The organism is Rhodococcus kronopolitis, assembly GCF_042654025.1.
GTDB lineage: Bacteria > Actinomycetota > Actinomycetes > Mycobacteriales > Mycobacteriaceae > Rhodococcus_G > Rhodococcus_G kronopolitis.
Genome location: NZ_JBHSFO010000005.1, coordinates 392720 through 407515, shown reverse-complemented (window position 1 = coordinate 407515; position 14796 = coordinate 392720). Strand labels below are relative to the sequence as shown.

Annotated in this window: 10 protein-coding genes; 5 read left to right on the top strand and 5 right to left on the bottom strand. The window is 70.7% G+C overall.

Annotated elements, in window-relative coordinates; translation table 11 throughout:
- Positions 1 to 5: 5 nt before the first annotated feature.
- Both ACFO6S_RS13000 and ACFO6S_RS12995 read left to right on the top strand, forming a co-directional pair.
- Positions 6 to 437, top strand: a complete 432-nt coding sequence (locus ACFO6S_RS13000) for an NfeD family protein (protein ID WP_378417539.1) — start codon at positions 6 to 8, stop codon at positions 435 to 437.
- On the top strand, positions 437 to 1630 hold the full coding sequence (locus tag ACFO6S_RS12995) for an SPFH domain-containing protein (RefSeq protein WP_378417537.1): 1194 nt from the start codon (positions 437 to 439) through the stop codon (positions 1628 to 1630). Before ACFO6S_RS13000 ends, ACFO6S_RS12995 begins: the two co-directional genes overlap by 1 nt.
- Here ACFO6S_RS12995 and ACFO6S_RS12990 read toward each other — a convergent pair.
- Positions 1617 to 2309: a TVP38/TMEM64 family protein gene (locus ACFO6S_RS12990; protein WP_378417535.1), complete on the bottom strand. Its 693-nt coding sequence runs from the start codon at positions 2307 to 2309 to the stop codon at positions 1617 to 1619. The two genes, ACFO6S_RS12995 and ACFO6S_RS12990, sit on opposite strands and share 14 nt — an antisense overlap.
- 179 nt (positions 2310 to 2488) lie before the next feature.
- Between ACFO6S_RS12990 and mutA the strand changes: the two genes are divergently transcribed.
- The 3 genes from mutA to meaB are packed head-to-tail and all read left to right on the top strand — an operon-like array spanning position 2489 to position 7600.
- Positions 2489 to 4369, top strand: coding sequence for a methylmalonyl-CoA mutase small subunit (gene mutA / locus ACFO6S_RS12985; protein ID WP_378417533.1), 1881 nt, complete (start codon positions 2489 to 2491; stop codon positions 4367 to 4369).
- Positions 4366 to 6621, top strand: coding sequence for a methylmalonyl-CoA mutase (scpA, locus tag ACFO6S_RS12980; RefSeq protein WP_378417531.1), 2256 nt, complete (start codon positions 4366 to 4368; stop codon positions 6619 to 6621). Before mutA ends, scpA begins: the two co-directional genes overlap by 4 nt.
- Positions 6611 to 7600, top strand: a complete 990-nt coding sequence (gene meaB, locus ACFO6S_RS12975; protein WP_378417529.1) for a methylmalonyl Co-A mutase-associated GTPase MeaB — start codon at positions 6611 to 6613, stop codon at positions 7598 to 7600. Before scpA ends, meaB begins: the two co-directional genes overlap by 11 nt.
- Positions 7601 to 7672: 72 nt before the next feature.
- Here meaB and ACFO6S_RS12970 read toward each other — a convergent pair whose 3' ends face one another.
- Genes ACFO6S_RS12970 through ACFO6S_RS12955 form a run of 4 tightly spaced genes read right to left on the bottom strand, consistent with a single transcriptional unit; the run spans position 7673 to position 14331 of the window.
- A complete protein-coding gene (locus tag ACFO6S_RS12970; protein ID WP_378417527.1) occupies positions 7673 to 8449 on the bottom strand; it encodes a BPL-N domain-containing protein in 777 nt (258 codons plus the stop codon).
- The gene (locus ACFO6S_RS12965; RefSeq protein WP_378417525.1) at positions 8446 to 9678 is read right to left on the bottom strand and encodes a heparan-alpha-glucosaminide N-acetyltransferase domain-containing protein; all 1233 of its coding nucleotides are present in this window, start codon (positions 9676 to 9678) and stop codon (positions 8446 to 8448) included. The genes ACFO6S_RS12970 and ACFO6S_RS12965 overlap by 4 nt, the downstream gene beginning before the upstream one ends.
- Before the next feature lies 1 nt (position 9679).
- Positions 9680 to 10354: a BPL-N domain-containing protein gene (locus ACFO6S_RS12960; RefSeq protein WP_378417523.1), complete on the bottom strand. Its 675-nt coding sequence runs from the start codon at positions 10352 to 10354 to the stop codon at positions 9680 to 9682.
- Positions 10351 to 14331, bottom strand: a complete 3981-nt coding sequence (locus ACFO6S_RS12955; protein ID WP_378417521.1) for a Pls/PosA family non-ribosomal peptide synthetase — start codon at positions 14329 to 14331, stop codon at positions 10351 to 10353. Before ACFO6S_RS12955 ends, ACFO6S_RS12960 begins: the two co-directional genes overlap by 4 nt.
- Between the last annotated feature and the right edge of the window lie 465 nt (positions 14332 to 14796).

Genomic DNA, 14796 nt, shown 5'->3' with positions numbered 1-14796 from the left:
AGGTCGTGGCAGCGATAATCTGGCTGGTAGCAGGCGTTTTGCTCGCCGCCGCCGAGGCGATGACGGGAGACTTCTTTCTCCTGATGCTGGCCGGCGGCGCGCTGGCGACCGCCGGGGTCACCACGGTCACCGACCTGCCGGTCTGGGCGGACGCGGTGATCTTTGCGCTGACGTCGCTGGTCCTGGTGCTGGGCGTACGTCCGGCGTTGCTGCGTCGTTTCGCCAAGCCGCCGCTGCTGGTCACCAACGCCGACGCGTTGGCGGGCAGGCAGGCGGTGGTGCTGGCGGAGGTCGCCGAGCACGGCGGCCAGATCAAGCTCGCCGGCGAGGTGTGGACCGCCCGCGCACTCGACCCGACCGAGGTGTACGAGCCGGGCACGACCGTGACCGTGATGGAGATAGACGGCGCGACCGCCGTCGTGTGGAGGGGACCGTAATGGCCGCACTCATTGTCCTTGCAGTGATCGTCGTGCTGGTGGTGATCACGATGGCGAAGTCCGTCGCGATCATCCCGCAGGCGGAGGCTGCGGTGATCGAACGACTCGGCCGCTACGTGCGCACGGTGTCCGGTCAGCTCACCTTCCTGGTGCCGTTCGTGGACCGGATCCGGGCCAAGGTGGACCTGCGTGAGCGGGTGGTCTCGTTCCCGCCGCAGCCGGTGATCACCCAGGACAACCTGACGGTCTCCATCGACACGGTGGTCTACTTCCAGGTGACCAACCCGCAGGCCGCGGTGTACGAGATCAACAACTACATCGTCGGCGTCGAACAGCTCACCACCACCACGCTGCGCAACGTGGTCGGCGGGATGACGCTCGAGGAGACGCTCACCTCGCGGGACTCGATCAACGGTCAGCTCCGCGTCGTGCTCGACGAGGCCACCGGACGCTGGGGCCTGCGCGTCGCCCGCGTCGAGCTCAAGAGCATCGACCCGCCGCCGTCGATCCAGGAGTCGATGGAGAAGCAGATGAAGGCGGACCGCGAGAAGCGGGCCACCATCCTCACCGCCGAGGGTCATCGGGAGTCCGCGATCAAGACCGCCGAGGGCGACAAGCAGAGCCGGATCCTCGCCGCGGAGGGCGCCAAGCAGGCGTCGATCCTCACCGCCGAGGGCGAGCGGCAGTCCCGGATCCTGCGCGCGCAGGGTGAGCGGGCCGCGAAGTACCTGCAGGCGCAGGGCGAGGCGAAGGCCGTCGAGAAGGTGTTCGCCGCGATCAAGGCGGGCAAGCCCACGCCGGAACTGCTTGCCTACCAGTACCTCCAGACGCTCCCGGAGATGGCTCGCGGTGACGCGAACAAGGTGTGGCTGCTGCCGAGCGACTTCGGTGACGCGCTCAAGGGTTTCGCGAAGTCGCTCGGTGCGCCGGGCGAGGACGGGGTGTTCCGGTTCGAGCCGAGTGCCTCGGATGACGTCGCGCCGCCGGTGGACGACTCGGACGAGGTCGCGGAGTGGTTCGAGACCAAGTCGGATCCGGCAGTGGCGAAGGCGGTCGCGGCGGCCGAGGCGGTCGCGCACCAGTCGGTGGACGCGCCTGCGCCGGGACCCCTGCAGGTCGAACCGCCGACGCAGCCGAACCCGTCGTCGCAGTCGGTGATGGATCTGCTGGTGGACCCGCTCAATCCGTCCTGACGGGCGGCACTTCCGACTCCGACAGCGCGACGGTGGTGCCGGGCACCGGCATTCGGGTGTCCAGCACCAGGCCGATTGCGCCGACGGCGATGCACGCCCCGGACAGGGCCAGCAGCGCCGGGTTGGTCTGCCCGCCCAGCGCGTCGCCGAGCAACACCACGCCGACGGTGCCGGGGACGACCCCGACCAGGGTGGCCACCACGAAGGGCCAGAACCGGATCGAGGAGACCCCCGCGCAGTAGTTGAGCACCGAGAACGGCACCGGCGCGATCAACCGCAGCGACCCCACCGCCAGCCAGCCGCGGCGGGCCAGGCGGTCGTCCACCCTCTGCACCGACGGATGCGTCAGGTGGGCGGCGACGACGTCGCGGCCGACCGCGCGCACCAGCAGCAGGGCCAGCGCCGCACTGACGGTGGTGGCCGCGACCGCGAGGAGGATGCCGGAGAGCGACCCGAACAGCACCCCCGCGGCGAGCGTGAAGAGGGTGCGGGGGACGGGCGCCACCGTCACGACCACGTGGACCAGGAAGAACAGCAGCGGGAATGTGGGCCCGGCTGCGACCGACCATTCGCGGACCTGGTCGATCGACGGGTGCGGGACGAGCACCGCCACGGCGGCGAGCAGGATCAGCAGGAGCAACGCCCCGACCAGCTTCGGGTCGCGCAGCCATTTCGTCACGATCGCCCAGGCTACCCGGCCCGGTTGCGGTCGTCAGTGCCCCGGGACCGCACTGGTACAGAAGTTACCAATGAGTAGGTGGTGGGCCTGATCGACACGGATTTCGCTGCAGCTAGCATCACGGGACAATGACTGTGCCCGAATATCGAGAGGAAGCAGACACCGTGTCACAAGCTCCTGTGTCACACGCTTCACAGGCCGAGGACGCCGCCCGCGACTACGCGGCGTGGCAGCAGGCTGTGGCGGCGGTGCTCGCGAAGGCCCGCCGGGTGGACGTGTCCGAGTTGCCCGCCGAGCCGGAACGACTGCTCGACACCCCCACCTACGACGGTGTGACCGTCGCGCCGCTGTACACCCGTCGCGACGAGGCCGCCGAGAACACGCTGCCCGGCGAGTTCCCGTTCGTGCGTGGCCGTGACGCCCACCGCGACGTGAACCGCGGGTGGCTCGTCAGCGCCGCCTTCGGAGCCGGTGAGTCCAGCGCCGAGGCCGTCAACCAGACGATCCTCGACGGCCTGGACAACGGCATCAGCGCGATCTGGCTCTCCGTCGGCGCCGACGCGGTGCCCGCCGCCGGTCTGGCGCAGGCGCTCGAGGGCGTGCTGCTCGACCTCGCGCCGCTGACCCTCGACGCGGGAGCGGACACCACCGTCGCCGCCGAGCAGGTGCTCGCGCTGCTCGACGCCCGCGCCGCCGCCGGTGACGGCGTCACCGACCGCGCCGCGGTCACGGTGAGCCTCGGTGCCGCGCCGCTGACCAGCCGGTTCGCCGGCCGTTCCGACGTGGACCTGGCCGCCGCCGTCGCCCTCGCGCAGACCGCCGCGGGCCGGGACGAGACCGTCCGCGCGCTGACCGTCGACGGCACCGTGTTCCACAACGCGGGCGCGAGCGACGCGGAAGAGCTCGGCGCGGCGATTGCCGCCGGGCTCGAGTACCTGCGCTCGCTCACCGCTGCGGGCGTGAGCATCTCGAAGGCGTTGGGCCAGATCGAGTTCCGGTTCTCCGCCTCGGACGACCAGTTCCAGACCATCGCGAAGTTCCGCGCCGGCCGCCAGCTGTGGGCCCGCATCGCGCAGGTGTGCGGCGCCTCCGAGTTCGGTGGCGCACCGCAGCACGCGGTCACCTCGGCCGCGATGATGACGCAGCGTGACCCGTGGGTGAACATGCTCCGCACCACGCTCGCCGCCTTCGGCGCCGGCGTCGGCGGTGCCGACTCGGTGACGGTGCTGCCGTTCGACGCCGCGGTGCCCGCGGGCACCTTGGACACCTCGAAGTCCTTCGCCGCGCGCATCGCTCGCAACACCCAGCTGCTGCTGCTCGAGGAGTCGCACCTCGGTCGGGTGCTCGACCCGAGCGCGGGCTCCTGGTTCGTCGAGGACCTCACCTCCTCGATCGCGGCCAAGGCCTGGGAGTTCTTCCAGCAGATCGAGGCGGACGGCGGCTTCGTCGCGGCCCTCGAGTCCGGACTGGTCGACGACCGGATCGCGGCCACCCGCGCGGCCCGTGAGTCCGACATCGCGCACCGCAAGACCGCGGTCACCGGCGTCAACGAGTTCCCGAACCTCGATGAGAAGGCACTGACCGACGCTGCCTCGCCGCTCGACGGCGTGGCCCGCTACGGCGCCGCGTTCGAGGCGCTCCGCACCCGGTCCGACAGCTACCTGGCGGAGAACGGCTCGCGGCCCAAGGTGCTGCTCGCCGCGCTCGGTTCGGTGGCCGAGCACAACGGCCGGACCACCTTCGCGTCGAACCTGCTGGCCTCCGGCGGCATCGAGGCGGTCAACCCGGGCACTCTCGACCTCGGCACCCTGCCCGCCGTCGTGCGGGACTCGGGCACGACGGTCGCGGTGCTCTGTGGCACCGACAAGCGTTACGGCGCGGACGGTGTGCCCGCGGTCGACGCGCTGCGCGCAGCCGGCATCGAGACGGTGCTGCTCGCCGGTCCCGAGAAGACCTTTGCCGACGCGGAGGGTTCCGACCGCCCCGACGGCTTCCTCACCGCTCGTATCGACGCAGTGTCGGCCCTGTCCGGCCTGCTTGACACCTTGGGAGTGAAATGACCAGCCGCGTCGGCCACCTGATCGGCAGCTTCGCCGACGTCCCGCTGACGGACCCGGCCGCGCCCGCCCCGCAGGCGCCCACCGCGGACCGGACCACCGCGCACATCGCGGAGGCGGCGGCCGCGAACAACTACACCGCCGACGAGGTGGTGTGGTCGACCCCCGAGGGCATCGACGTCAAGCCGGTCTACACCAAGGCCGACCGCGACGCCGCCGAGGCCGAGGGCTACCCGCTCGACAGCTTCCCGGGCGCGGCGCCGTTCCTGCGCGGGCCGTACCCGACGATGTACGTCAACCAGCCGTGGACCATCCGTCAGTACGCCGGGTTCTCCACCGCCGCCGAGTCGAACGCCTTCTACCGCCGCAACCTCGCGTCCGGTCAGAAGGGCCTGTCGGTCGCCTTCGACCTGGCCACGCACCGTGGCTACGACTCGGACCACCCGCGGGTGGCCGGTGACGTCGGCATGGCCGGAGTGGCCATCGACTCCATCCTGGACATGCGTCAGCTCTTCGACGGCATCGACCTGTCCCAGGTGTCGGTGTCGATGACGATGAACGGCGCGGTGCTGCCGATCCTCGCGCTCTACGTCGTTGCCGCGGAGGAGCAGGGCGTCACGCCCGAGCAGCTCGCCGGAACCATTCAGAATGACATTCTGAAGGAGTTCATGGTCCGCAACACCTACATCTACCCGCCGAAGCCGTCGATGCGGATCATCTCCGACATCTTCGCCTTCGCCAGCGCGAAGATGCCGAAGTTCAACTCGATCTCCATCTCCGGCTACCACATCCAGGAGGCCGGAGCGACGGCCGACCTGGAGCTGGCGTACACCCTCGCCGACGGCGTGGAGTACATCCGCGCGGGTCTGGACGCGGGCATGGAGATCGACGAGTTCGCGCCGCGACTGTCCTTCTTCTGGGCCATCGGCATGAACTTCTTCATGGAGGTGGCCAAGCTGCGTGCCGGTCGCCTGCTGTGGTCCGAACTGGTCGAGAAGTTCGAGCCCAAGAACGCGAAGTCGCTCTCGCTGCGCACCCACTCGCAGACCTCCGGCTGGTCGCTGACCGCGCAGGACGTGTTCAACAACGTCGGGCGTACCTGCGTCGAGGCGATGGCCGCGACCCAGGGCCACACCCAGTCGCTGCACACCAACGCGCTCGACGAGGCCATCGCGCTGCCGACCGACTTCTCGGCCCGCATCGCGCGTAACACCCAGCTGCTGCTGCAGCAGGAGTCCGGCACCACCCGGCCGATCGACCCGTGGGGCGGCTCGCACTACGTCGAGTGGCTCACCCACCAGCTGGCGAACCGTGCGCGTGCGCACATCGCCGAGGTGGAGGAGGCCGGCGGCATGGCGCAGGCCATCAGCGAGGGCATCCCGAAGCTGCGCATCGAGGAGGCCGCGGCCCGCACCCAGGCGCGGATCGACTCCGGCCGCCAGCCGCTGGTCGGCGTCAACAAGTACGTGCCGGACGAGCTCGACAGCATCGAGGTGCTCAAGGTCGAGAACTCCAAGGTGCGTGCCGAGCAGCTCGCGAAGCTCGCAGCGCTGCGGGCCGAGCGGGACGAGGACGCGACGCAGGCCGCGCTCGCCGAGCTCACCCGGGCGGCGGCGTCCGCCGAGGGCGGCATGGAGAACAACCTGCTCGCGCTCGCCGTGAACGCGGCCCGCGCGAAGGCCACCGTCGGGGAGATCTCCGACGCGCTCGAGAAGGTCTACGGGCGTCACCAGGCCGAGATCCGGACCATCAGCGGTGTGTACCGGGACGAGGCCGGAAAGGCGGAGAACATCGCCACCGCAACCGAACTCGTCGAGGCGTTCGCCGAGGCCGAGGGTCGTCGTCCCCGCATCCTGGTCGCCAAGATGGGCCAGGACGGACACGACCGCGGCCAGAAGGTGATTTCCACGGCGTTTGCCGACCTCGGCTTCGACGTGGACGTCGGACCGCTGTTCCAGACCCCCGAAGAGGTGGCCAACCAGGCCGCCGACGCCGACGTGCACGTCGTCGGTGTCTCCTCCCTGGCTGCCGGACACCTCACTCTGGTGCCTGCGCTGCGGGAGGCGCTCGCCGCGGTGGGCCGCCCCGACATCATGGTCGTGGTCGGCGGCGTCATCCCGCCCGGTGACTTCGAGGAGCTGTACCAGGCCGGCGCGGCCGCCATCTTCCCGCCCGGCACGGTGATCGCGGATGCGGCCACCGGACTGCTCGAGAAGCTGTCGGCACAGTTGGGGCACGATCTGAGTGGCAGCTAGACCGGTCCTGGACCTGACCGCACTCGGTGACGCGGTACTGGCCGACCGGCGGGCTCAGCTCGCCAAGGCCATCACCCTCGTCGAGTCGACCCGGGCGGACCACCGGGAGCAGGCGCAGCAGCTGCTGCTGCGCCTGCTCCCGCACGCAGGCGGTGCCATCCGGGTGGGCATCACCGGCGTGCCCGGGGTGGGCAAGTCGACCACCATCGAGGCGCTCGGGATGTACCTGCTCTCGTTGGGGCACAAGGTCGCGGTCCTGGCCGTCGACCCGTCCTCGACGCGGACCGGCGGGTCGATCCTGGGTGACAAGACCCGGATGCAGAACCTGTCGGTGGAGCCGAACGCGTACATCCGGCCGTCCCCGACCTCGGGGACGCTCGGCGGCGTCGCGAAGGCCACCCGCGAGACCATCGTGCTGCTCGAGGCGGCCGGCTACGACGTGATCCTGGTCGAGACGGTCGGCGTCGGGCAGTCCGAGGTCACCGTCGCGAACATGGTCGACACCTTCACCTTCCTGACCCTCGCCCGCACCGGCGACCAGCTGCAGGGCATCAAGAAGGGCGTGCTCGAGCTGGCCGACATCGTCACGGTGAACAAGGCCGACGGCAAGCACAAGATCGAGGCGAAGGGCGCGGCGCGGGAACTGGCAGGCGCGTTGCGGCTGATCTACCCGCACGACGCGTTGTGGAAGCCGCCGGTGCTCACCATGAGTGCGCTCGAGAACGACGGTGTCGACAAGTTCTGGGACGAGGTCCTACGGCACCGCAAGGTGCTCGGCGACGCCGGGGAGCTCGAGCGCAAGCGTCAGCAGCAGCAGGTGGACTGGACCTGGTCCATGGTCCACGACCAGTTGCTGCGCCGGCTCGACGACGACGCGAAGGTCAAGACGATCCGGCACGAGGTGGAGCAGCAGGTGCGGGAGGGCTCGCTCACGGCGGCCCTGGCCGCGCACCAGATCCTGGACGCGTTCGACAGCTGACGGTCGGTTCGTCCGTCGCATTCGTGGCCGTCCACCCCAGGCAGGGGTGGGCGGCCACGTTGGTTGTGCCGGCTAGCGCTCGACGGTCGTGGCGATCAGGTCGTGGCCGAGGTCGAACCGGATGCCGTCGGGATTGGTCAGTCCGGGTCCGCTGTACCAGCTCTCGTCGGCCTCCGGGTGCGGGCCCACCACCCCGACGCGTCCGGCGCCGTAGCCGGTGACGGCGGCGGCGACGGTCCCGGTGCGGTACCGCGCCAGCACCGTGGTCGCAGGCGCGGCGACCCAGTCGCCGGTGAACTGCGGACCGTCCTGGAAGAACATGTGCCGTTGCCCGCCGCGCCAGTCCACCGCAACGACGGTGTCGTCGGTGTCGTGGACCTCCGAGCCCTCGGTGTCCATGTACCGGTTCACCTGCTCGGGGATCAGACCGAACCCGGGTCCGGTGCCTGCGAGGTAGGCGCCGAGGCAGAAGCCGAGGTAGTTGCCGCCGCCGTGCACGAAGGCCCGGACGTCGTCGGCATGCGCCCGCATCCGACGCCACGCGGGGCCGACCTCGCCGCCGCCGGGCTGGGCGTACACCGCGGCGCCTGCGAGCGCCTCCGCCGTCAGCTCGACGTCCTCGCCCGGCCCGCAGTAGACGGCCCGGAACGGGGTCGGTGCGGTTTCCAGCAGCTGTGCAACGGATTCGGCGCAGCCCTGGCAGGCCGCCTTGCCGCGGTACACCAGGGCCACAGGCCGGTCGTCCGTTCTGGGCTGCAGCGCGAAGGCCGCCGCGCCGCCGCCGAGGGCGACGGCGCCGACACCGAGCAGCAGTCCGCGTCGGGTCAGGGTCCGTCGTCCGGGGTTCACGCGTCGAGGCTAGTGGCGGTCCGGTGCCGGGCCCAATCCCGGGCACGCCGCTGCGCCCGGGTGGTGACCGCGGTGACCAGGCCCTCGAGCGGGCCGCGTCCGGCGGTGGCCCGCCAGACGATCGCCAGCAGGATCATCACCACCACCTGGCGCAGGTAGCCGGACCAGGGTCCGTAGACGTCGAAGTCCGAGTTGATGAACGCGATGTGGCCGACGTAGGCCGTGAGCGACATGCTGCCGATGGCGGTGAGCGGCACGAACAGGACCCGGACCGCGATGGCGAGGTAGCGCTGGGTCACGTGCCCGAGCAGCAGTGCCACCCCGAGCACGGCCAGCGAGCTGCCGATCGTGGCCATCAGGTCGAACGGGGTGCCGGTGTGCGGGCCGTTGACGCCCAGCCACCACCAGGTGGTGGTGGGGACGGTGCCGTCGCCGCCGAAGAGGAGCAGTTCGGTGATGACGGCGTCGTCGGTCGTGGCGTCGATCCGGTCGAGCCCGCCGAACGGGTTCAGCAGAGCCCAGGACACCACGGCGGAGCCGAGCATCAGGGCGAGACCGGTGCCGAACAGCGACGCGGCGACTCGCAGCGAGGACAGCGTGAGCCGGCCGACGACGAGTCCCGCGCCCACGTACGTCATCCAGACCAGCGCCGGGAACTCGCCGGTGAAGACGAGCGTGGCGAGCACCCCGAGTGGATCGTGGACCAGGTGGGAGAAGGACAGCTGGCCGTCGAGGAACTCGGGAAGGACGGGTCTCAGCAGCTGGCTCGCCGCCGGCAGGAGCAGCCCCGCGGCGACGGTGAGCACCACCAGCGTCCGGGTGGAGAGGTAGATCAGCGGAATCGCGAGCAGGAACATCACCGCGTAGTAGGTCAGGATCACCACGCCGAACTCGATCTCGGTGTATCCCAGGAACAGCCCGATCAGCCCGATCACCACGGCCCGGGCGGCCAGCGACGCGCTGATCCCGGTCGCCTCGGGTCCGCGGTGCTGCCGGCGCCGCTTGGAGATGAAGGCGATGCTCACGCCGGCGAGGACGGCGAAGATCGCCGCCGCCCGGCCCGCGGAGAGCGAGTACATCCAGGTGGGGTCGCCTGCGTCGTCGTACTCGTTGAGGGAGTGGACGGCCATCATGCCGAGGATGGCCAGTCCTCGGGTGGCGTCGATGCCGGCCAGGCGCGAGGCCTTGCGGGTCGGGGGAGCGGTGACGGGGGTTGCGGTGGTGGACATGTCAGCACATCACCGCGTCGATGAGGTCGAGCCCGGCGGCGACGCCGCTGGACTCGGGGGTGCGCAGTCCGGAGTCCGCGAACCAGTGGGAGTCCGCCTCCGGGTGCGGGCCGACCACGCCGACCCGGCCGGAGCCGAAGTCCGTGACCAGCGCGGCCACCTGGCCGTTGGCGTAGTTCGCGAGGACGTCCACGGGAGTGTGGGGCGCCGGGCTGAGCTCGAACAAGGGTCCGTCCTGGAAGTAGAGGGGTTGCCGGTAGCCGCGCCACCGCACCTCGACGGTGGTGGCGTCGGTGGTGGCGACACCGGCCCCGGTGGAGGCGATGTACTGGTCGGCGTCCCCGGGAATCAGGTCGAATCCGGGGGTGGCGCCCGCGAGGTAGCCGCCCAGGCAGAAGCCGAGGTAGCGGCCGCCGCCGGCGACGAACTCGCGCACGGTGTCCCGGTGCCTGCGCATCTGCCGCCAGGCCGGGCCGAGGGTGGCGCCGCCGGGCTGGGCGTAGACCGTGGCGACACCGAGGGCGGCGCGGGTCAGCTTGACCCGTTCCCGCGGGCCGACGTAGTGCACGTCGAAGTTCCACCGGCTGCGGCGCAGCAGTGCCGCGACGGACTCCGGGCAGCCGGGCTCGGTGGCGCCGCCGCGGTAGACCAGTGCGAGCGGCCGACGGGTGGTCACGACCGGACACCCTGCGCGGGGATCCCGTGCCAGCGGGTGTGCGGCGGCAACTGCTCGCCCTTCATCAGCAGCGAGAGGGCGTCGAGCTCGGCGCCGTCGCCGACCACCGCGTCGTAGAGCACGATCGAGCGGGTGCCGACCGAGGCGCCGTCGCCGACGGTCACCGTGGACATCTTCATCACCCGGTCCTCGAAGAGGTGGGTCTGCAACGAGACTCCCGCGCCGACGGTCGCGTCGTCGCCGATGCGCACCAGGTCGAACTCGGTGAGGTAGGTGGTGCCGATCCAGACCCGTCGGCCGATCGTGGCCCCGAACCCACGCAGCAGCGGGGCCAGGAACGGGGTGCCCATCAGCTGGTGCAGCAGCACCGGTACCGCGGCCGCCTCGTACACGCCGGTGGCGAACTCGGCCCGTCGGACGAACTTCGCCCACAACGGCTCGACCCGGGGGACGTAGGTGCCCACCATGTTTCGCTTCACCGCCGCGGCGTAGAGCACCACGCAGTACGCCGTCCCGAGCGCCAGCAGCGGCGCAGTCAGGATCGTCACCAGCATGCCGGTGGTGCGTGCGAACTGGGAGAGCCCGAGCAGGTAGAAGTACAGGCTGACGCCGACGACGGTGGCGGGCAGGGTGATCCGGAAGAACTCCATGAACAGTCGGTGCGCAATGACGCCCCGGGTCGGGTTGAAGATCTCGGAGTCGTCGAACTCGCCGCTGTCCTGGCGGGCGGGCAGGAAGATCGCGGGCGAGCCCAGCCACGACGTGTCGGCGGGTACGCCCTCGGCCGGCGGGACCGTGAGCACGCCGATCAGCGAGCCGTCCCCGGTCCGGGTGCCGCTGGGCACCATCGCGGCGTTGCCGATGAAGGCGCGGGTGCCGACCTCGGTCCGCGCGAACGACATTCGGCCGTTGCAGAAGGTGGATCCGCCCAGGCTGGCCATGTCGGCGACGAAGCTCTCGTCGCCGATGGTCAGCAGGTCGGGGTCGATGTGCGCGACCGTCGACACCTCGGCGCCGGAGCCGACCCGGGCGCCGAGCAGCCGCAGCCACGGCGTCGTGTACAGGGTGGCGTACAGCGAGTTGGTGTAGGTCAGGCTCATCTCGAACAGCTTGTCGGTCATCCACTTCCGGACCCCGAGGCCGGAGGCGGCCGTGAACTCGCCGGCCGGCAGCGTCGGCAGGATCAGGCGCTTGCCGCCCGCGACCACGGCGCAGACCGTGAGCACGTAGACGGCGCCCGACAGCAGGGTGGCGAGCAGCGCGGCGATCATGCCGTACTCGAGCAGCACCGCCCAGACCAGCACCAGCGACGGCACGATGGTCGCGATGGCCAGCAGTTCCAGTGTCGCGAGTCCGGCCCACGCGGCGGCCAGCAGTCCGCCTGTCCACCGCGGCGCGGGGTCGGCGGCGTGCATCTGCTCGACGGTCGGGCTCAGCGCGGGGACCTCGGACGGCGGAGAGCCGATCCAGCGCTGGCCGTCCGGGATCCGCCTGCCGCGGGTGAGGGTGGACTGCTCGCCGAGCATCGCGCCGTCGCCGAGCCCGGATCCCGGTTCGAGGACGCAGTTCTCGGCGACGAAGGCGCCGTCGCCGACGACGATCGGCTCGAGGGTGACCCAGCCGTTCTTGACGTGCCAGGGCCGGACGTCGGTGTTGTAGCCGATCGAGACGCCGTCACCGATGGTCACCATCGACGGGAAGGGCAGCGCGCTGGTCCCGATGTAGCAGTCCCGGCCCACCTTTGCGCCGGTCGAGCGCAGGAACTGCGACATCATCGGCGACCCGCTCAGCACGGGCAGCGGCGAGAGCATCATCAGGTGCTCGACCATCCACAACCGGACGTAGGTGCCCCCCCACAGCGGATAGGTGCCGGGCTCGATGCCCCGGGAGAGCGGGCGGACCAGTAGTACCGGCAGCACCCAGCGGACCAGCAGATACGTCGGCACGGTTGCCAGGAGCAGGTCCATCAACGCACCGACGGACGGCTGGCCGTTGTGCACGCTGTAGACGACGGAGACCGGCAGGGTGACGACGAGCAGGATCAGCAGCAGCATCGCCCCCTGCGCGCCCCCTGCCCTGCCCACCTCCGCGGTGCTGGCCACCCGCGGTGGTGTCCGGTCGATCGGCGGCGCCGCGACCGCGCCGTGGCCGGACGTCGGCGCCAGGGCGGCGGCGAGCTCGCGGACCGTCGGGTGCGCGTACACGTCACGGATGCCGAGGGCGTCGTCGATGCCACGCTCGCGGAGCGTGGTCACCAGCTGGGCGGCGAGCAGCGAGTGACCGCCGAGTTCGGTGAAGAAGTTCGCGTCGACCGACAGTGACCCGACCTCGAGTCCGAGTTGTTCCGCCCACACCAGCTGCAGGGTGCGCTCGAGCTCGGAGCCGGCGGCCACCACGGGGCCGGTGGCCACGGCGAGGCGCTGGCCGCTGGGTTCGGGCAGCCGGGGGCGGTCGACCTTGCCGCTGGGCATCATCGGCAGTTCGTCGACGATGTCGACGAAGGTGGGGACCATGTAGTCGGGCAGCCGGGAGTGGGCCTCGCCGTGCAGACGCTCGACCAGTTCCGCGACGTCGCCGGGCCGGGCGACGCCCGAGCGCAGCACCAGGTAGGCCGCGAGGTGCTGGGAACCGGACACCGTGACCAGGGCGACGACGCTGCTGGCGACCGCCGGGTCCTCGAGCAGCACGCTCTCGATCTCGCCGAGGTCGACTCGGTGACCGCGAATCTTCACCTCGGCGTCGGCGCGTCCGAGGTACTCGATCTCGCCGTCCGCGGTGATCCGGCCGAGGTCGCCGGTGCGGTAGAGCCGGCCGCTGGGACCGGCGAAGGGGTGCGGGAAGAAGCGGTCCTCGGTCAGGTCGGGGCGGCCGACGTAGCCGCGGGCGACGCCGGGGCCGCCGATGCAGATCTCGCCGACCTCGCCGTCGGCGACCGGGTACCGGTCCTCGTCGAGGATCACCACCGAGTAGGTGGGCAGCGGAACGCCGATGGTGACGGGACGCCCGGGCAGCAGCTCGCACCAGGTCGCGGTGACGGTCGCCTCGGTCGGGCCGTAGGTGTTGAGGATGCGCCGGCCGGGTCGTGCCCAGCGCTCGACGATCTCGCGGGGACAGGCCTCGCCGCCGACCAGGATGCTCCGCAGGCCCGGGAGTTCGCGCGGGATGGTGGCGAGCAGGGTCGGCACGCAGTACAGGACGGTGATGGCGGTCCGGTCGAGGAAGTCGGCCAGGTCGCCGCCGAGTCGGCCGGCGTCGGTCGGGCCTGCGACCAGGGTCGCCCCGACGGCCCAGGTCGGCCAGATCTCCTCGATGGAGAAGTCGAAGGAGATGGTCATGCCCTGGTAGACCCGGTCGGTGGGCTGCACGTCGTAGACCTCGGGCACGACGTCGAGGAAGTTGCAGATGCTCGACTGCGCGACCTCGACGCCCTTGGGACGGCCGGTCGAGCCGGAGGTGTAGATGACGTAGGCTGCCGGATCCTTGTGCAGGACTTCGAGGATCGGGCGGCTGCTGGGCCGCCGGGCGATCTCGTCGGCCTGGGTGTCGACCTCGAGCCAGTCGGTGTGCAGGGTGGAGAGGATCTCGGCGAACGACGAGGTGGTGATCACGAGGTCGGCGCCGGCGTCCGAGGTGATGTAGTCGATCCGGTCCGCGGGTGAGGCGGGGTCGATCGGCACGAAGGCCGCGCCGGCCTTGAGGATGGCCAGCAGTGCGACGTAGGTCTCGACGGAGCGTTCGAGCAGGATCGCCACCCGCGAACCCACACCGCTGCCGACCGCGACCAGTTGGTGGGCGAGCTGGTTGGCCCGGTACTCGAGCTGTTCGTAGCTCAGTCGGGCATCGCCGCACTCGACCGCGACGCTGCGCGGCGCCCGATCGCAGGAGGCCTCGAAGACATGATTGAGCCGTCGGCCGTGTGGCGCGTCTGTCCGGGGTCCGGGCAGCACCGACTCCACCCGACGAATCGGGCCTGTCATCTCGTCGTTCATTCCACCTTCTCAGGGCGCGGCAAACATCTAGCTAACTTATGCGCCCAACGACTGACGGGTGGCGTGGCGACCTGCCCATCGAACCACGCCGCCGCGGGCCGCTCTGACCAATTGGTAGCTTGTGGTGTAGCTCACCTGCGGGTTCGGGTTGTGACTGTCGCGGTGGCTGCCGGGCTGCTGCCGCCGCGGGTTGCCGCAGGATGCTCCGGCATAGCGGCGGTCCGACGGCGGGTCTGTGCCGCAGCCGTTCCGGCCGGTGCCCGAGGTCGGTCGGCGCCCGCACCGGCGGGTTGTCGAAAGACGCGGGTGAAGTTCACCCCTGATCTTCACCCGATCCTGGGGTGCGGACGCGATATGCGTCACTTGGAGTCATGGATAGATTGCGGCCGCCGGAGGGGCTGCGGGTAAGATTGCGGAACAATAGCGGTGACTTGAATCGATCAAGATGCCTGT

Bases quoted from the DNA above. Each gene is read 5' to 3' on its own strand.
- ACFO6S_RS12995 (WP_378417537.1), top strand. From the start codon at position 437: ATGGCCGCACTCATTGTCCTTGCAGTGATCGTCGTGCTGGTGGTGATC.
- ACFO6S_RS12965 (WP_378417525.1), bottom strand. From the start codon at position 9,678: ATGTCCACCACCGCAACCCCCGTCACCGCTCCCCCGACCCGCAAGGCC.
- scpA (WP_378417531.1), top strand. From the start codon at position 4,366: ATGACCAGCCGCGTCGGCCACCTGATCGGCAGCTTCGCCGACGTCCCG.
- ACFO6S_RS12955 (WP_378417521.1), bottom strand. From the start codon at position 14,331: ATGACAGGCCCGATTCGTCGGGTGGAGTCGGTGCTGCCCGGACCCCGG.